Below are 17,789 nucleotides of genomic sequence, written 5' to 3'. Positions count from 1 at the left end.
TCCCCCGCCTCAGGCCGCCTGCCGCATCTGATCCAGCATTTTTTCCCATGCCGTCTCCAGATCCGGATCGAGGTTGAACAGCCCGGAGCTGCCGACGATCAACACTTCCGCGCCGGCGCCCATCAGATCGCGGTAGGTGCGCTGATTGCAGGATCCGTCGATCTCGATCAGATAGCTCAGGTTTTGCTGGCGTTTCAGATCGCGCAACTGGCGGATCTTTTCCAGCATTTCGGGAATGAACGGCTGCCCGGCATAGCCCGGATCGACGGTCATCACCGTAACCTTGTCCAGCAGATGAAGGTAGTGGCGGATAAACTCCACTGGCGTAGCCGGGTTCAGCACCACCCCCACTTTTTTGCCCAGCGCGCGGATCTGGTTGATCACCCGGAACGCGTCGCGGTTGATGGTTTCGGCGTGCGGGCAGATAAAGTCCGCGCCGGCGCGGGCGATCGGGTCGATAAAATCGGTCGGGTTCTCCACCATCAGATGCACGTCCAGCAGCAACGAGGTGTGCGGGCGGATCTGTTCGATAAAGAACGGCGACAGCGTGATGTTTTTAACGTAGTGCCCATCCATGATGTCGATATGCAGCATATCGGCGCGACAGTTCAGCACCGCCAATTGCTGGCGGATATCCATCAGGTTCATGCACATCAGTGAAGGTGAAATCTGGTATTTCATTAGCGTTATCCTGCGCAAAAGGGAAAAAGGATCAGTGGCCTGCCGCGGCTCTGGCCTGGGCCGCGCTGCGGCGCATCGCCCGCCGCTGCCGATAGCGATGGCGGAAAAACTTCAGCGCCAGCACCGCAATCAGTACCGCGCCCCACATCGCCAGACTGAAGTGCGGGCTGACGTTCATCAGGTTCAAACCGGTGGCGATCACCTGCAGCACCACCAGCGCCAGCACCACGCCGCTGACCCGGCCAAAACCGCCGAACGGATCGGTGCCGCCCAAAATGATCGCCAGCACCGTCAGCAGCAGGTAAGAGTCGCCGTAGCCCATGCGCGCCGAGTTGAAGCGCGCCATCATCACCAGCCCGGCAATGACGCACAGCAGGCTGGAGAGGGTGTAAATGGCGATCAGCACCCGATGGGTATTCACGCCGCTGAAGTGGGTGGCGTTGATGTTGCTGCCGCTCATGTAGATGCATTTGCCGAGCCGGGTTTTCTGCAAGAACAGCGCCAGCAGCACGGCGACCGCCAGGAAGATCCACAGCGGCACCGGCACGCCCAGCACGCGCTCGGCGCCGATAAACCGCACGATCTCCGGCATGCCGCTCAGGGCCGCGCCGCGCGTCAGGTAGATGCCGATGCCGTTGACCGTAGTCATGGTTGCCAGCGTCACCAGAATCGGATGGGCGCCGACGTAGGCTACCAGCGCGCCGGTCGCCGCGCCGATCGTCACGGCCAGCAGCATCGCCGCCGCCAGCGCCAACACCAGCCACAGCGCCTGCAGCCCCAGCCCGGCGTCCGGCGGCAGATAGCTGATGAACAGCCAGGCCATCAGCAGGCTGGTCAGGTTGGCGCTGGCGATAATGCACAGGTTCAGGCCGCCGCTGAGGATCGGGATGAACATCGCCAGGGTCAGCAGGCCCAGCTCCGGCAGCTGGAACGCCACGCTGGTGAAGGTGGCGCCGCTGAAGAAGCGCCCCGGCATCAGCAGGCTGAAGGCCAGCACCACCGCCACCAGCAGCGCCAACAGGCCGACGGCGGTGCCGTCCGGACGAAATTTCAGGTAGTTGCCCATCAGGCGCTCCTCAGGCGAAACCGACGTCGGTTTCTTTGCGTTTCTTGTAGTGAGTGACGGTGATCGCCGCGACGATCACCAGGCCGATCACCACGTTCATGAAGTAGCTGGACACGCCGATCAGGTTGAGGCCGTTTTTCAGCACGCCGATCAGGAATACGCCCATCAGCGTGCCGATCACGCTACCCTTGCCGCCGTTCAGGCTGGCGCCGCCCAGCACCGCCGCCGCCAGTACGTCGAGCTCACCGCCCACCAGCGCGTTGGGCACCACTTCGCCCATGCGGTACACCTGCACCAGGCCGCCGATCGCCGCCATCACGCCCAGATAGCCGTAGGCGAACAGGTGCAGCAGGCCGACGCGAATGCCGATGCGCCGCGCCGATTCCGCATCGCCGCCGACGGCAAACAGCTGGCGCCCGAGGTGCGTCTTGTTCAGCAGCAGCCAGGTCAGCAGCGCCACCGCCAGCATCACCAGCGTCGGCAAACCGAGCTGATAGCTCTGTTCACCCAACTGGAACGGCAGCACGCTGCGCGGCAGCGTCCACCAGTCCGGCAGCGCGTACAGACTGCGGCCGTTGGTCAGCCACATCAGCATGCCGAACAACAACGCCTGCATGCTGATGGTGACGATGATCGAGACGATGCGCAGGCAGTAGATCAACAGCGCGTTAACCATGCCCAGCGCGGCGCCGATCGCCAACGCCAGCAGAATGCTGCCCGCCGGGCTGGCCAGGCCGTAATGGGTCGCCAGCGTGGCGATCAGGTACTGCACCACCGAGGCCACCGCAGCGAAGGAGATATCGATGCCGCCGGTCACCAGCACCACGAACAGGCCGAGGGCGAAGATGCCGCTCACCGCATAGCTTTCGCAGAGATCGAGCAGGTTTTGCACCGTTAAAAACTGCTCGCTGAGCAGCGAAAAGACGATGACCGTCAGCAGCAGCACCCAGGCAAGGTAGCCTTCGTTGCCGCGCGGTTTCAGGCTGAATCTACGCATTGACCGCCTCCGCCAGCTGTTGCTGGCTCACCTGCCCCGGCAGGTACTCGCCGATCACGCTGCCGCCGCTGAAGTGCAGCACCCGATCGCAGTTGTAATACACCTCCGGCACTTCGTCGGAGATCAGCAAAATGGCGATCCCCTCCTGCGCCAGCAGATGGATCAGTTGGTAGATGCTGGCCTTGGCGCCGACGTCGACGCCGACGGTCGGCGAGTCGAGGATCAGGATCCGTGGCTGGGTCAGCACCCACTTGGCCAACACGATCTTTTGCTGATTGCCGCCGGACAGCGTCGAAACCGCCTGCTCCGGATCCGCCACCCGTACGCCGAGTTTGGCGATCCACTCCGCGACGATGCGATTCTTGCGGTAGTCGTCAATCAGGCGAAAACGCCCGCGCAGCTTATCGAGAATGGTCAGCACCGCGTTGTCCGCCACCGACTGTTGCTGCACCAGGCCGAGCGTCAGGCGATCCTCCGAGACGTAGCCGATGCCGGCCTTGATCGCGTCCTCATGGCCGCGAAAGCGCACCGGTTTGCTGTCGAGGTAGAGCTTGCCGCTGTCCGGCCGGGTCATGCCGAACAGGCTCAGCGCCAGCTCGGTGCGCCCGGAGCCGAGCAGGCCGCATAGACCGAGCACCTCGCCCTGATGCAGCCGGAAGCTCACGTCCTGATACTGCCCGGCGCGGCTGAGGCGATCCGCCTCCAGCAGCATCCGATCCTTATTCATGCTGGGTGACTTCAGGCGATAGTCCAGCTTCAGACCGGTCATCAGCTCGGTCAGACGATCGCCGGTGATCTCCGCCGCCGGCCAGGTGCCGATCTTGTTGCCGTCGCGGATCACCGTGACGCGATCCGAAATCTCCAGCACCTCGTCCAGCCGGTGGCTGACGAACACCACGCAGATGCCTTTCGCTTTCAGGTAATCCACCGTGCGCAGCAGCTGATTGACCTCGGTGCGGGTCAGCGAGGCGGTCGGTTCATCCATGATCACCAGCCGCGCCTCCGCCACCAGCGCGCGGCAGATCGCCACCTGCTGCCGCTGGGCGATCGGCAGCTCCGCCACCCGTTTATCGAGATCCAGATGGAAACTCAGCTCCTGCAGCAGCCGCTCGGCGGTGCGCCGCAGCCGCGCCGGGCGGTACCATCCCAGCAACCCATGCAGGTTGTGCTCGAAGGCGATGTTTTCCGCCACCGTCAGGTTGGGAAACAGCGACAGATCCTGGTAGATCACCTGAATGCCGAAGGCGCGCGCCTGATCCGGCGACAGCCGGCCGAAGGTGTGCCCGTCGATGGTGATGCGGCTGCCGTCGTCCGGTTGATACACGCCGGCGATCGCCTTGATCAACGTACTCTTGCCGCAGCCGTTGGTGCCGGCCAGGCAGTGCACTTCCCCCGGCATCAGCGCCAGCGAGATAGCGTTCAGCGCACGCTGCCCGCCAAAGGTCATCGACAGCTGTTGCAGCGCGATCAGCGGCGCGCCCTGGGTTGCCGTATTGCCGGAAATCGCCATGATTACAGCCCCATCTTCACCAGCTTCGGCAGGTTTTGCTTATCCAGGCTTTCGGTGGCGTTGCCGAGAATGGTGTGTTGCTGCGCATCCACCTGCACCTTGCCCATGCCTTCGATGGTCATGCCGTCGGTGATCTTTTCTCCCTTGTGCATCATGTCGGCGATGCGCACGAACACTTCGCCCGCCACCATCGGGTTCCAGATGTAACCGCCCTTGATGGCGCCGCGATTGACCAGCGAAGCGCCCTGGCCCGGGCTGAACGGCCCGATGACGCAGATATCGTTGCTTTTGCCGCGGTTGAGCACCGCGCGCCCGGCGCCGATCGGCCCCTGCGATCCGAACGCCAGCACGCCTTTCAGATCGGGATATTTGGCCATCAGATCGTTGGTGGTGCGCACGCTGTCATCCAGCGATTCCCCCACGCCGAACTTGTCGCCCACCAGTTGCATGTTCGGGTAGTGCTGCTTCTGGTAGTTGATGGCCGAGTCCGACCAGGTGATATGCAGCGGCACCGTCAGGCTGCCGACGTACACCGCGTACTTGCCCTGCTCTTTCATGCAGGCGGCCAGCGCTTTCATGTGGTTGACCCCGTGCTGCGAGGCGTCCACCAGCTCAAAGTCCCAGTCGGCGTACTTCTGGCCGGGGGATTCGTGCACGATCACCTTGATGCCCGCCTCCTGCGCGCGCTTGAGCACCGGCTCCAGCACCCGGGCGTCGTTCGGCACCACGCCGATGATGTCCACCTTCTGCGCGATCAGATCTTCGATGGCGCGCACCTGCAGCGCCGGATCCGCCGCCGTCGGCCCGACCATCCAGGCGTCGATGCCGCGTTTGGCACCTTCGCTTTTGATGCCGGCCTCCATGGCGTTGAACCACGGAATGCCGCCGATCTTCACCACCACGCCCATTTTCAGCTTGTCCGCCGCCTGCGCGGATAGCGACAGCAGCAGCGAGGCAAACAGACCGACCAGTACGGATTTTTTCATTGTTCTCTCTCCACAAGTGTTGGCTGTAAATAAGGGGGTTTCGTTGTTGTTATCGCGCCGCCCTTTTCGCGGCGGGTGAAACTTCAATCACGTCGACGTTGTTCCAGGCCAGTTCCTGACGAAATTCGTCGTCGCTGAGCCGATCGGTGATTAAGGTATCTATCTCCCGGTAGTGGCAGATGCGCGCGAACGAGCGGCGGCCGAACTTGTTGCTGTCCACCAGCAGGAACTTGCGTTCCGACGCCAGCAGCATCTGCTGCTTCAGCCGCGCATGGTGCTCGTTGCTTTCGCGGATGCCGCCGTCCTGGCAGATGCCGTGGCAGGAGAAAAACAGCTTGTTGATCACGAACTCTTTCAGCATCTGCTCCGCCAGCACGCCGATAAAATCCTCATACTTGGCGGAATACTCGCCCCCCAGTCCGATGGTGCGCACGTTGGCCTTGCAGGCCAGCGTCTGGATGATGTGCAGCGAGTTGGTCAACACCACCAGCGAGATATCCGGCAGTTGGCGCGCCAAAAACCAGCTGGTGGAGCTGCTGTCCAGCAGCAGGCAATCCCCCGGCGCGATAAACTCCAGCGCGCGTTTGGCGATGCGCGTCTTCTGCTCCGGCGCCTCGTTGCTGCGCTGGCGGAAAGATTCCCCCTGGTCTATCTCGGCGGGAACATAGGTTTTCTCCACCGCCGGCGGCTCGACGAACACCGCGCCGCCGTGGCTGCGCAGCAGCAGGCCGCGCCGTTCCAGCAAGGCCAGATCACGCCGCGCCGTCTCGATAGAGATGTGGCACAGCTGCGCCACCTCCTGCACCATCACGCGGCCGCGCTGGCTCAAGACTTCGGTGATAAAACGATGACGTTCTACAGGCAGCATGTTTCTTTTCTCCTCCACGACGTTGATTACGATATCGATTTGCCGCGCCGCGTTTTGCGCGCAGACGCAAAGCGCATCGCCCCGCGATCGGTCAACGATGGCGGTGTGATAGTTGTCAAAAAAATCGGGTGGAAAATGAAATGAATAATTATGAAAGTGTGGAGTAACAGGCAGTTATGATGCACGTGCGTCTTAGGCAGACAGGAGATAAACGGTAAACGGTCACAATTCCACGTTCCGCAACATGACCGTTAATGACCGTTTTTGTGGTTTTGACCGAACGCCGGGCCTAAAGTAGCCCGGCATTCTATTTACAGCGGCTTATGCGCCGTTTCCCGCGCCGCCCATACCGCCCAAAGCGTGATAAGCAGAGCCAACGCGACATAGGCGGAAATCGCCAGCGTGCTGTCGTAAGATTTAAACAACGAAGTGATGATCAGCGGGGCAAAGCCGCCACCGATAATCCCCGCCAAGGTATAGGCTAACGACGATCCGGCATAACGCACCCGTGTCGGGAACTGTTCCGTGATGAATGCCGCCTGTGGCCCATACATCGCCGCATGGATCAACAGCCCGATCACCACTGCCATGCAGATCAACACCGGTTGACTGCTGTCGAGCAGGACGAAGAACGCAAACGCCCACGCTATCGCCGCCAATGCACCGCCGATATACACCGGACGACGGCCGAAGCGATCCGACAATGCGCCAAACAGCGGTACCGCGACGGCGTTGCCTATCGCCCCCAGCATGGTGGCGCCCAGCGCCAGCGGGCGCGGCAGATTCAGCACGGTGGTGACGTAGGTCAACGTGAACACGACCACCAACGCATAGAGCACGTCAGAGCCGATACGCGATCCGCCGGCGATCAGCAGTGGGCGCATGTGCTGCGTGAATACTTCGCGGATCGGCGACTGCGTAACATCTTTCGATGCCTCCAGTTGCAAAAATGCCGGCGTCTCACCCACTCCCCGACGCAGCCACAAACCGAAGATGACCAGCACCAGGCTCAGCAGGAACGGGATCCGCCAGCCCCATTGCTGGAAATCGTCCGCCGACATCGCCAACGTCACCAGCGTAATCAGGCCGGTGCCGATCAGCGAACCGCAGGACGGCCCTACCTGAGCAAAGGACGCGTTGCGCCCGCGCTGATGCGGCTTACCGTGTTCCATCGACAACAGCACCGCCCCCGCCCATTCTCCGCCCAGCGCAATGCCCTGAATAAAGCGCAGCGTCACCAGCAGCAACGGGCTCCAAATCCCCCAGCTGGCATAGCCGGGCAACAATCCCATCAGCGCCGTGGTCACGCCCATGATCACCAGCGTGGTGACCAGTACAAAGCGCCGCCCCAACACATCGCCAAGGTGGCCGAACACGATGCCACCGATCGGCCGGGAAACATAACCCACCGCGTAAGTGGAGAACGCCAGAATCGTGCCCACCAGCGGATCGAACGATGGGAAGAATACATGGTTGAAAATCAACGCGGCCATGATGTTGTAGACGGTGAAATCGTACCATTCCAACGCCGTGCCAATCGAGCTGGCCGCCGCCAGCTTGCCGGTATTGGGCGGTGCGGCGGCACTTTCTGCGGCCGGCGCGGCAGCCTGTGCCGTTTCAGTGGTGTATGCATTCATGATGTCAGCTCCTGTGCGGTCAGTTGCCAGCCAAGGGCATAGTGCCAGGCATCGGCGGCGGGCATGTTCAGCGCTTCAGCGGCCTGCTCGCCTAAACGCAGGCCGGCTTCGGTGTCGCTGCTTTCGATCAATAGCATCGGCAGCATTCGGCGGTTTTCTCGCGATTCTTTCGGCAGCGGGGAACTGAGTTCGGCATCCGGCGTTAACAGGCTGCTGCGCACAAAGCCAGGCTGTTCAGCCAGCCGCGCGCCCAGTTGCAAGATGCGGGCATGCAGCGCTTCCGATGCCGCCGACGGCAGCACGAAGATACAGAGATGACTGCCGCACCCTTGGCCGGTGACCGCCTCCACCGCACACACCCGGCGCATTGGATCACGCATTTTCTCCAGACTGGCCACCGACCAAGGCGTTTGGTGTTGAAACGCGGCGCGATAGGCTTCGGAGGTAAAACTGGCCAACGATTCGGTTTTATACAGCCCCAAATATTGACGCCCGCCCTGCAATGCCCGATAGCGTGTGCCGGATAAAAAGCCGGGCACCCGCACCCGCTCCTCCACGTGTTCGCGGTCATACCAGCGATTGAAATCCGCAGCATCCTGCGTGGCGACATCCGTCGCGACAAACAGCATTCCGTTCGGGGAATCGTTCATGGATATTCTCCTGGTCATCTCAAAAGGCAGGCCTGCGCCCACCGGAAAATCACGCCTCGGCAAGACGGCGTTCGATCGCCAGCGCCCATCCCAGCAGCGCCTCATCACACATCGGCAAGCCCGCCAGCATCAGGCCGATCGGCGCGGCGCCCGGCCGCTGGCAGGGCAAGGACAGCGCGCAGCCGTCGAGGAAATTGACGATCGCGGGATTGCGCAGCATCAGTCCGTTGCAACGGAAGTAGGCATCATCCGCCGCCAGCTCGCCGATAGTTGGCGCAACCATCGGCACGGTCGGCATCAGCAGAGCGTCAAACCTCTGCAGCTCCGCCGTAACCCGCCGCTGCCAGTCGGCGCGTTGCCGCTGCAACAGCTGCAGATCGGCGTCGCCCAAGGATGCACCGCGGCGAATGCGCGACAGCACCCGCGGGTCATAGCCCTCGGCCCGTTCAGCGATCAACGCTTGATGCCAGCGCCAGGACTCCAGCGCGGTGAAACCACCGTTGGCATTGATCGCCGCCAGCTCGGCAAACGCCGTAGCAGGAATGAATTCAATCTGCGCCCCCGCCTGAGACAGGCATTGCAGGCTGCGCTGGAATGCCTCGGCAACCGCCGGCTGCAGTTCATCCAGCACCACCGTTTGCGGCACGGCAAAATGCGCCTGCGCCAAGCTTTTTTGCGGCACCCGCAGCGGGCTGTCGGCAATCAGTGCGTCCAGCGCAATACAGCTGGCGACGTCATGAGCAATCACGCCGATCGAATCCAGCGAAGGCGACAGCGGCAATAAGCCAGCGTCATTGATGCGCCGTGCAGTGGGTTTATAACCGGTCAATCCGCACAGCGCGGCGGGAATGCGTACCGACCCGCCGGTATCGCTGCCAATCGCGCCCAGGCACATGCCGTCGGCCACCGCCACCGCCGCACCGGAAGAGGAGCCGCCGGGAATGCGTGCCGCCTGGCGCTCCCAGGGGTTGGCCGGCGTCCCGTAATGCGGGTTGATGCCCAGCCCGGAATAGGCGAATTCCGTCATCGTCGTTTTGCCCACCACCACCGCGCCGGCTTGCAACAGCCGTTCTACTACCGCAGCGTGCTTTTCTGCGGGCGGCGCGTCGGCCAACACGCGCGAGCCCGCCGTGGTCACCTCACCGGCCACGTCAAACAGATCCTTGATTGAGACAGGCACGCCATCCAGCGCCGACAGCGGCCAGCCGGCGGCGCGCCGCCGATCGGAGGCCTGCGCTTGCCGTTGTGCCCACTCGGCGTAGGTTCGCGTAAACGCGCGCGCGCCCTCCCCCCGCTCATCGGCGATCTGCGCCAAAGCGGCGGCGGTCAGCTGCGCTGCGGTGAACTCCCCGCTAGCCAGGCCGGCGCTGGCCTGCATCAACGTCAGCTTTTTCATCACGCCACCACCGGCAGTTCAATGCTGCGATAACCGTGACTGATGGTGCGCCCAAGCACATCGTCCACCAGTTCCATGCGAAACTCGCCGGCTGGTCGAATGCCGCCGATCGCCGCTACCGTGCCGCAAGTCATCGCCAACCCGTCGGGCGTTTGCGGTTGCGCCAGCCCGCACTCCGGCGGCTGCATACCGGTGAAGTAACGCTCCAGCAAATCACCGGGCGTACGCAGCGCGGCAAGGCTGCCCTGTTGATACAATCGCCATTCGCCCTCTTCCTTGATCCACGAACGCAAGATCAAACTGTCCCAATGTTCCAGCACCTCCTGCAGCGGCCAGGCGGCTCGCGCCACCGGTTTAACGCAAATCTGTTTCGACAGCGCCACGCTGTGCGCTTCGAGTTGACGATCGGTGTGATCGGACGCCAATGACACGAACAGTTCGCCGCGATGGGCAAAAATCAGCGGTTCCGCTTCGCCGGACGTCGCGTTGCCAATGACTTCAATGGTCTCTTGCTGGCTCAACTGATTGGCGGCAACGCGGTAAAACAGGGGGATTGCACTGGGCTGGGGCACGCCCAGCTCGGCCAATTCACGAATATGGTGCAAGATCGCTTCGCGATCGCGTCCGGTCCAACCGGCGATCACCAGATGATCAATCTCAACATTCAACGTCGCCGCGCCGCGGGATTCAGGTAAAGTGAAGGTCAGTCTCATGGCAGTTTCGCCCCTCTTGTTAAAACACTGTAAAATTTCACTATATCTTTAGTTACCAAATAAGCGATTTTCATGCCATGTTTTTGTGTACTATGTCTAAAAACTTTCTTCTTGCAGGAGCAAAACGTGAAGACTGTTGACGCAGAAAGCCCGCAGCGCCCGATGACGGAAGAAGCCGGCGTCTCACTGAACGAGCTGGCCTACCGGCGCTTCAAACAGGCGCTGGTCACACTCAGCTACAAGCCGGGCGAATATCTCAATACCGCGCAGGTGATGAACGATCTGGATATGGGCAGAACGCCGATCAATCAGGCAATCCACCGCTTGGCCAACGAGGGGTTACTGCAGGTCATCCCGCGCAAAGGCGTGATGGTTTCACCGTTGTCGATGGACGATGCGTTGGAATTGATCGAAGTAAGGCTGGCTAACGAGATGCTGTGCATGCAGCTGGCGAGCCAGAGGATTACCGAGAGGCAAATCGCGACGCTGACCGAACTCAACCGGCAAATCGAAGCCGCGAGCCAGGAGCGAGATAGAGTGCGAATGATGACACTCGATCATGAGTTTCACCAAGAGCTGGCGCAGATCGCCGGCAATAACATGCTGGCGGATATCCTGAGTGTGCTGCACGCCAGGGCGCAGCGTTTTTGGGCCAGCACCCTGTCGCGGGAAGGGCATATGCGCGAAGTGATCGACGAACACCGGGCAATTATCGCCGCGCTGGCCGCACAAGACAGCGCCGCCGCCGCCGAGGCCGCGCAGGCGCATATCTTGTCATTCCGCAGCGCGCTGCTGCACGACGGGTAACCCCGCGGCGCAGGATATTACCGGGAATAGTTATGATGACCCTGTTCTGCCGATGAGCAGGAGATAAACGGTAAACGGTCACATTTCACGCTCCGCGGAATGACCGTTTTTATAGTTTTGACCGAGCTCCGTCGAGAGGTGGCCGACGTTGATAGACGTTGCCTTAAAAAACAGCAAAAAAAATCCGGTGAGAATCTCACCGGACCGTTAGCCACCTGACACAAATTATTCCTCGTGCTCATGCTCTTTCAACATCGCCTCACGCAGCACAGCGTTCAGGCGTTTCTGATAGCCCTTGCCTGGCCGCTGAAGCCAGGCCAACACATCCGCATCGATTCGGATGGTTTTCGATACTTTCATCGGTTTATAAAAACGCCCCTGAACCGCAGCCTGCCACTTCTCCTCACCCAGGGCCGGGGCATCGGTATAATCGATATCCTCATCCGGCAGCGCGCTCAGTGAAGCAATTTGCGCTTTCTGCTCCTCCGTCAACGGAGGGAGTACGCTATGCGCCAGATTTTTGGCGGAATTTTTGCGCTTCATATCTTCCCCTCTCTTTGGCATCGGCCTTGCGTGCTGAAATGATGCGCACGATCTCTACGGCATCGCCTTCGACATCCGTTTCGGTCGTCGTATGTGCCACCAGCAGCAACAAACAGGAGCCGACCATACCGATCGTTTGCCAGCGTTCTTCTCCATCCTCAATCCTTTCCAGCACGGCCAAATGGTTGGGATCCAGAAAAACCCGTTGCGCAATCTCAAAACTGACGCGGTGTTTACGCTGGTTACTGTGATTTTTATCCTGATTCCATTCAAAATAAAAATACATTTTTGTAACTACATTTTGATTGTTATTTAATCAAAATACACTCCGCACGGCGGGATGTCAAAACCCCCTCATGCATTCAACGCCCGCCTGCGGCCTCGATAAAAGTGCCGGTCACGTAAGACGCGGCGTCAGACAGCAGCCAGGCGATCGCCTCCGCCACTTCCTGCGGCTGCCCGCCGCGCTGCATCGGTAAACTGTCCTTCACGCGATCCACCCGGCCGGGCTCGCCGCCGCTGGCGTGCATCTCGGTATAGATGAATCCGGGCCGCACGCCGTTGACGCGAATGCCCTGCGCCGCCACCTCGCGCGCTAGCCCGATGGTCAGGGTATCGACGGCGCCTTTCGAGGCGGCGTAATCGACGTATTCCCCGGCAGCCCCCAACCGGGACGCCGCGGAGGAAACGTTGACGATAGCGCCGCCCTGGCCGCCATGGCGCAGCGCCATGCGCTTCACCGCCTCGCGGCAACACAAGAAGTAACCGGTAACGTTAGTGCTCAGCACCTGATTGATGCGCTCGGCGGTCAACTGCTCAATGTTCGCCTGCTGGAACAGAATGCCGGCATTGTTGACCAACGCACTGAGCGTGCCCAGCCGGGCGTCCAGCGCGGCGAACATCGCCATCACCTGCGCTTCGTCGGCCACATCGGCCTGCAGCGCCAGCGCCTTGCCGCCCTGCGCCTCGATTTCCGCCACCACCTGCCGCGCCGCGCTTTCGTCGCGCAGGTAATTCACGCCCACCGCATAACCCTGCCGGGCCAGCAATAACGCGGCCGCACGGCCAATTCCCCGGCTCGCGCCGGTCACCAATGCCACTTTCGTCATACTGTTTTTTTTTCCTGATCGACAATGTCAAAATAACGTCCTGTGTACAGGCAATCTTATTGCCCCTCAGAGTATAGGTGTCGGCGGCGCCCTGAAAAGCGAACGCCGAAACAACGGCCTGCCTCCAGAGTTGAACCGTGCGATGCGGCAAACCGACAGCAGACTGGGAGCCGCTGGCCGACAAGATCGGCGCGCAGCTGCGCGTCACCGAAGGCCTCGACGATCGCGGCATCGGTTTTATTATCGATTTGCCGGAAAGTTACCGGCCACAGACTGAGAGTGAACAACGATCATGAGCGCCCCTGTCCTGCTGCAACGGCAGCAACTCGACCGACTATGGGATATTGACCGCAGCGAAATCATCGACACCCTGTATCGCCTGCAGGACGGTAAACTGCAAGCCTACCCGGACTACTACGACGTGCGCGGTTGGGATCCGCACGACCGGGAAACCTATACGCCGATCCACGAAGCCTGCTTCGATCGCGGCGGCGCGTTCTTCGCGCGGTTCGAAGGCGAGGAGATCGTGGCGGCGGCGGCGCTGGACACCGAGCCGCGCGGCCCGCAGCGGGATCTGCGCCAGCTGCTGTTCTTTTACGTCAGCGCGCACCAACGCGGCCAGGGGTTAGGCAAGCAGCTGTTCCAGCTCTGCCTGCGTCAGGCGGCGCAAGAAGGCGCCGCCGGGCTGTACGTCTCCTCCATCCCCAACAAAAGCACCGTAGACTTCTATCTGGCGCAAGGGTGCCGGCTCATCGAGCGCCCGGATGCCGAGCTGTTCGCCCGCGAGCCGGAGGATATTCACCTGGTCTGCCCTTGCCGCTAGCGGCAGGAACTTAGCGGGCGATGCGTATCACCGAACGCACGTCGCTTTTCTTGTTCAGATCCCATACCTCGGCGATCTCCGCCAGCGCGTGCTCCTGCGTCTCGATAGTGAGCGCGCCCGTCGCCGCCAGCGCCAGAATTTCGGTCGCGTAGCGCTGCATCTCCGGGATCGGCGGGAAGTTGCCGGTGCCGCTGCCGAGGATCTGCAGCTGATTGCTGCGCAGCACCGCCGCCGGCAGCCGGATGTCCGGCGCGGCCATCGAGCCGACGTTGACCAGGCGAATGCCGCGCCCGCCGGCGTAAGACGAGAGATCGTGATTATTGAGCGTCGCGAGCAGCGCTTCGGTCGCCGGACCCCAGATATAATCGACGATCACCTGATAACCGCCCGACCCCGCCGCCGCCGCGAAGGCCTGCGTCAGCGCCTCGCCCTGCAGGCTCAGATCCACCGTGGCATCCACGCCCAACGCTTCCAGCACGCTCAGCCGACGGCCGGCGGCAACGATGCGCCCGGCTCCCGCCTGACGCGCCGCGGCGACCGCCAGTTTGCCCGAGGTGCCGGTAGCGCCGATGATCAGCACCGTTTCACCGGGCTGCAGATCCGCCCGCCAGCGCAGCGGCAGCCAGGCGGCGAAGGCCGGATTGATCAGCGCCGCCGCCGTGGCGTCGTCCACCGCCTCCGGCACCGGCACCGTCCATGACGCGACGCTGCGCTCAGCCATCGCGCCGTAAGGGCGGCGGAAGGAGGCGAAATACACCCGTAGCCCGTCGGCCGTCCGGCCCACGCCGTCGGTGCCGGGTACGATCGGCAACTGCTTGGGGCTGGAGTAATGGGTGCCGGCGACGGTGGCGCGATCCAGCTGTTTGATACCGGCCGCCAGAACGTCGATCGGCACTTCATTCGCCTGCGCCTGAGGCTCCTCAAAGGTGCCGAAAACCGGGGCTTGCCCCAACGCTGTTACGATTGCCGCTTGCATGGTGACTCCTCAAATCGTGGGAACGTACGGGAAAGAATAGGCCGCAATAAAATAAAAAGGGACACCGCATGATGCGGTGTCCCCCGAACACAAACTTTGCCGAACGTGTTATTCGTAGTCGCTCATCGGCACGCAAGAGCAGAACAGGTTACGGTCGCCGTACACGTCATCCAGACGCTTAACGCTCGGCCAGTACTTGTTCTCGCGCACGCCGGCCACCGGGAACACCGCCAGCTCACGGCTGTACGGATGCTGCCAGTCGTTGACCAGCTCAGCCTGCACGTGCGGCGCATTCACCAGCGGGTTATCTTCCAGCGGCCATTCGCCTTTGGCGACGCGATCGATCTCGCTGCGGATCGCCAGCATCGCATCGATAAAGCGATCCAGCTCCACTTTGCTTTCCGACTCGGTCGGCTCGACCATCAGCGTGCCCGCCACCGGGAACGACATGGTCGGCGCGTGGAAGCCGAAGTCGATCAGGCGCTTGGCGATGTCCATTTCGCTGATGCCGGTCTCTTCCTTCAGCGGACGAATATCAAGGATACATTCGTGCGCCACGCGATGATCGCGGCCGGTATACAGAATCGGATAGGCGTCTTTCAGGCGGGTAGCGATGTAGTTGGCGTTCAGGATCGCCATCTGGCTGGCCTGCTTCAGGCCTTCCGCGCCCATCATGCGGATGTACATCCAGCTGATAGGCAGGATGGAGGCGCTGCCGAACGGCGCCGCGGAGACCGCGCCCTGCTGGGTGGTTACGCCGTCGATCTGCACCACGCTGTGGCCCGGCACGAACGGCGCCAGGTGCGCTTTCACGCCGATCGGGCCCATGCCCGGGCCGCCGCCGCCGTGTGGGATGCAGAAGGTTTTATGCAGGTTGAGGTGCGAAACGTCCGCGCCGATGTAGCCTGGCGTGGTGATGCCCACCTGGGCGTTCATGTTGGCGCCGTCCAGATACACCTGGCCGCCGAACTGATGCACGATCTGGCACACTTCGCGGATGGTTTCTTCATACACGCCGTGGGTCGACGGGTAGGTCACCATGATGCAAGAGAGCTCTTCGCCCGCCTGCTCCGCCTTGACGCGCAGATCGTGCAGATCGATGTTGCCGTTCTTGTCGCAGGCGACCACCACCACGCTCATGCCCGCCATCTGGGCGGAGGCCGGGTTGGTGCCGTGCGCGGAGCTCGGGATCAGGCAGACGTGACGGCCCGCTTCGTTGCGGCTTTCGTGGTAGCGGCGGATTGCCAGCAGGCCGGCGTATTCGCCCTGCGCGCCGGAGTTCGGCTGCATGCACACCGCGTCATAGCCGGTCAGTTGCACCAGCCACTGAGACAGTTGGCCGATCATCTGCTGGTAGCCGGCAGCCTGCTCCGGCGGGCAGAACGGGTGCAGCTCGGAGAATTCAGGCCAGGTGATCGGGATCATTTCCGCCGCGGCGTTCAATTTCATGGTGCAAGAGCCCAGCGGGATCATCGCCTGGTTCAGCGCCAGATCCTTGCGCTCCAGGCGATGCATATAGCGCATCATCTCGGTTTCGCTGTGATAGCGGTTGAATACCGGGTGGGTCAGGATCGGATCCTGGCGCAACATGGCGGCCGGGATCGATTGACTGCTCTTGCTCACCGCCGCGTCCAGCGCGTCGATGTCCAGGCCGTGGTTGTCGCCGGCCAGCAGTGCGAACAGCGTTTGCACGTCTTCGCGCGAGGTGGCTTCGTCCAGCGTGATGCCTACGGCGCCGTGGATATCGGTACGCAGGTTGATGCCGAAGCTCAGCGCGCGTTCCAGCACCGCCGCTTTGTCTTTCACTTCAACGGTCAGGGTGTCGAACCAGGTGTTGTGACGCAGCGTCAGGCCGGCCTTCTGCAGCCCGGCGGCCAGAATGTCGGTCAGGCGATGGATACGCCCGGCGATGCGCTGCAGCCCCTGTGGGCCATGGTACACCGCGTACAGGCTGGCGATGTTGGCCAGCAGCACCTGCGAGGTACAGATATTCGAGTTGGCCTTTTCGCGGCGGATATGCTGCTCGCGGGTCTGCATCGCCATGCGCAGCGCGGTGTTGCCGGCGGCATCGCGGGAAACGCCGATGATGCGGCCCGGCATCGAGCGCTTGAACTCGTCGCGGCAGGCGAAGAAGGCGGCGTGCGGGCCGCCGTAGCCCATCGGCACGCCGAAGCGCTGCGCGGAGCCGAACACCACGTCGGCGCCCTGCTTGCCCGGCGCTGTCAGCAGCACCAGGGCCATGATGTCGGCGGCCACGCTGGTGATGATTTTGCGCGATTTCAGTTCGGCCAGCAGCGCGCTGTAGTCGTGCAGCTCGCCGGTGGTGCCCACCTGTTGCAGCAGCACGCCGAACACGCCGTCCAGCTCCAGCACTTTTTCCGCTTTATCGACGATGACGTCGAAGCCGAAGGTTTCGGCGCGGGTGCGCACCACGTCCAGCGTCTGCGGATGCACGTCGTCAGCCACGAAGAAGCGGTTGGCGTCTTTCAGCTTGCTGGCGCGTTTGGCCAAGGCCATCGCTTCGGCGGCGGCGGTAGCTTCATCCAGCAGCGAAGCGGAAGCCAGATCCAGGCCGGTCAGATCGAGGGTCACGGTCTGAAAGTTCAGCAGCGCTTCCAGACGGCCCTGCGACACTTCCGGCTGATAAGGGGTGTAAGCGGTGTACCAGCCCGGATTTTCCAGCATGTTGCGCAGGATCACCGGCGGCGTCAGCACGGCGCTGTAGCCCATGCCGATATAGGATTTGTAGCGCTGATTCTGCGAGGCGATCGCCTTCAGCTCAGCCAGCGCCTGGTGTTCGGTCGCCGCGTCGCCGACCGGCGGCGGCCCCGGCAGCTGAATGTCCGCCGGCACGATCTGTTGGATCAGCGCGCTGAGCGAGCGAGCGCCCACCGCTGCCAGCAACTCCTGGCGTTGTTCCGCAGAAGAGCCGATGTGGCGTTCGATGAACGCTTCGCTGTGTTCGAGTTGGCTGAGTGTCTGGGTCATTGCTACAAATTCCTGAATGCTTGCGTGATACGGGATATA

At 62.1% G+C, this 17,789-nt stretch carries 18 protein-coding genes; 3 read left to right on the top strand and 15 right to left on the bottom strand.

The genetic code is table 11. The features are described from left to right. Window positions 1-9: 9 nt before the first annotated feature. The 10 genes from alsE to REA38_RS22345 form a co-directional block, all read right to left on the bottom strand. Entirely contained in the window at window positions 10-681 is a 672-nt protein-coding gene (gene alsE, locus REA38_RS22390; protein WP_033649445.1) for a D-allulose 6-phosphate 3-epimerase, read from the bottom strand. Window positions 682-712: 31 nt separating this feature from the next. Then, window positions 713-1,747 (bottom strand): ABC transporter permease, encoded by a 1,035-nt coding sequence (locus REA38_RS22385; protein ID WP_308886655.1) that lies wholly within the window; start codon window positions 1,745-1,747, stop codon window positions 713-715. A gap of 10 nt (window positions 1,748-1,757) precedes the next feature. Next, on the bottom strand, window positions 1,758-2,744 hold the full coding sequence (locus REA38_RS22380; RefSeq protein ID WP_033635839.1) for an ABC transporter permease: 987 nt from the start codon (window positions 2,742-2,744) through the stop codon (window positions 1,758-1,760). After that, entirely contained in the window at window positions 2,737-4,254 is a 1,518-nt protein-coding gene (locus REA38_RS22375; protein WP_308886654.1) for a sugar ABC transporter ATP-binding protein, read from the bottom strand. Before REA38_RS22375 ends, REA38_RS22380 begins: the two co-directional genes overlap by 8 nt. A gap of 2 nt (window positions 4,255-4,256) precedes the next feature. Further along, window positions 4,257-5,240: a substrate-binding domain-containing protein gene (locus REA38_RS22370; RefSeq protein WP_033635841.1), complete on the bottom strand. Its 984-nt coding sequence runs from the start codon at window positions 5,238-5,240 to the stop codon at window positions 4,257-4,259. 49 nt (window positions 5,241-5,289) lie between these two features. Then, entirely contained in the window at window positions 5,290-6,108 is an 819-nt protein-coding gene (locus REA38_RS22365; RefSeq protein ID WP_004931653.1) for a DeoR/GlpR family DNA-binding transcription regulator, read from the bottom strand. 311 nt (window positions 6,109-6,419) lie between these two features. After that, complete coding sequence (locus REA38_RS22360; RefSeq protein WP_033654062.1) at window positions 6,420-7,745, bottom strand: MFS transporter; 1,326 nt, start codon at window positions 7,743-7,745, stop codon at window positions 6,420-6,422. Further along, window positions 7,742-8,395 carry a DUF4286 family protein gene (locus REA38_RS22355; RefSeq protein WP_308886653.1) on the bottom strand — a complete coding sequence of 218 codons (654 nt, stop codon included), beginning with the start codon at window positions 8,393-8,395 and terminating at the stop codon, window positions 7,742-7,744. The genes REA38_RS22360 and REA38_RS22355 overlap by 4 nt, the downstream gene beginning before the upstream one ends. Before the next feature lie 49 nt (window positions 8,396-8,444). Continuing rightward, complete coding sequence (locus tag REA38_RS22350; RefSeq protein ID WP_308886652.1) at window positions 8,445-9,791, bottom strand: amidase; 1,347 nt, start codon at window positions 9,789-9,791, stop codon at window positions 8,445-8,447. Further along, window positions 9,791-10,504 carry a DUF2848 domain-containing protein gene (locus REA38_RS22345; RefSeq protein WP_033635845.1) on the bottom strand — a complete coding sequence of 238 codons (714 nt, stop codon included), beginning with the start codon at window positions 10,502-10,504 and terminating at the stop codon, window positions 9,791-9,793. The genes REA38_RS22350 and REA38_RS22345 overlap by 1 nt, the downstream gene beginning before the upstream one ends. 162 nt (window positions 10,505-10,666) lie before the next feature. On the opposite strand from REA38_RS22345, the gene REA38_RS22340 reads away from it, so the two are divergent. Further along, window positions 10,667-11,311, top strand: a complete 645-nt coding sequence (locus REA38_RS22340; protein WP_170929847.1) for a GntR family transcriptional regulator — start codon at window positions 10,667-10,669, stop codon at window positions 11,309-11,311. 225 nt (window positions 11,312-11,536) lie between these two features. Here the strand turns inward: REA38_RS22340 and REA38_RS22335 are convergent, their stop codons facing one another. From REA38_RS22335 to REA38_RS22325, 3 genes are all read right to left on the bottom strand, one after another. After that, window positions 11,537-11,854, bottom strand: coding sequence for a BrnA antitoxin family protein (locus REA38_RS22335; RefSeq protein WP_033635847.1), 318 nt, complete (start codon window positions 11,852-11,854; stop codon window positions 11,537-11,539). Further along, the gene (locus tag REA38_RS22330) at window positions 11,817-12,140 is read right to left on the bottom strand and encodes a BrnT family toxin (RefSeq protein ID WP_308886650.1); all 324 of its coding nucleotides are present in this window, start codon (window positions 12,138-12,140) and stop codon (window positions 11,817-11,819) included. The genes REA38_RS22335 and REA38_RS22330 overlap by 38 nt, the downstream gene beginning before the upstream one ends. 76 nt (window positions 12,141-12,216) lie before the next feature. Further along, window positions 12,217-12,963 carry an SDR family oxidoreductase gene (locus tag REA38_RS22325; RefSeq protein ID WP_308886649.1) on the bottom strand — a complete coding sequence of 249 codons (747 nt, stop codon included), beginning with the start codon at window positions 12,961-12,963 and terminating at the stop codon, window positions 12,217-12,219. A gap of 137 nt (window positions 12,964-13,100) precedes the next feature. On the opposite strand from REA38_RS22325, the gene REA38_RS22320 reads away from it, so the two are divergent. Together REA38_RS22320 and REA38_RS22315 are read left to right on the top strand one after the other, a co-directional pair. Beyond that, entirely contained in the window at window positions 13,101-13,259 is a 159-nt protein-coding gene (locus tag REA38_RS22320; protein WP_154231761.1) for a hypothetical protein, read from the top strand. After that, window positions 13,256-13,786 carry a GNAT family N-acetyltransferase gene (locus REA38_RS22315; protein WP_033649436.1) on the top strand — a complete coding sequence of 177 codons (531 nt, stop codon included), beginning with the start codon at window positions 13,256-13,258 and terminating at the stop codon, window positions 13,784-13,786. The genes REA38_RS22320 and REA38_RS22315 overlap by 4 nt, the downstream gene beginning before the upstream one ends. A gap of 10 nt (window positions 13,787-13,796) precedes the next feature. Here REA38_RS22315 and REA38_RS22310 read toward each other — a convergent pair whose 3' ends face one another. Then, window positions 13,797-14,762 carry a zinc-binding alcohol dehydrogenase family protein gene (locus REA38_RS22310; RefSeq protein WP_049194810.1) on the bottom strand — a complete coding sequence of 322 codons (966 nt, stop codon included), beginning with the start codon at window positions 14,760-14,762 and terminating at the stop codon, window positions 13,797-13,799. Between the two features lie 108 nt (window positions 14,763-14,870). Then, window positions 14,871-17,750: an aminomethyl-transferring glycine dehydrogenase gene (gene gcvP / locus REA38_RS22305; RefSeq protein WP_033635855.1), complete on the bottom strand. Its 2,880-nt coding sequence runs from the start codon at window positions 17,748-17,750 to the stop codon at window positions 14,871-14,873. Window positions 17,751-17,789: the final 39 nt, after the last annotated feature.

Origin of the sequence: Serratia sp. MF1(2023) (assembly GCF_030954545.1) — a bacterium.
Lineage (GTDB): Bacteria > Pseudomonadota > Gammaproteobacteria > Enterobacterales > Enterobacteriaceae > Serratia > Serratia sarumanii.
This window is presented reverse-complemented; position numbering and strand designations above follow the sequence as displayed.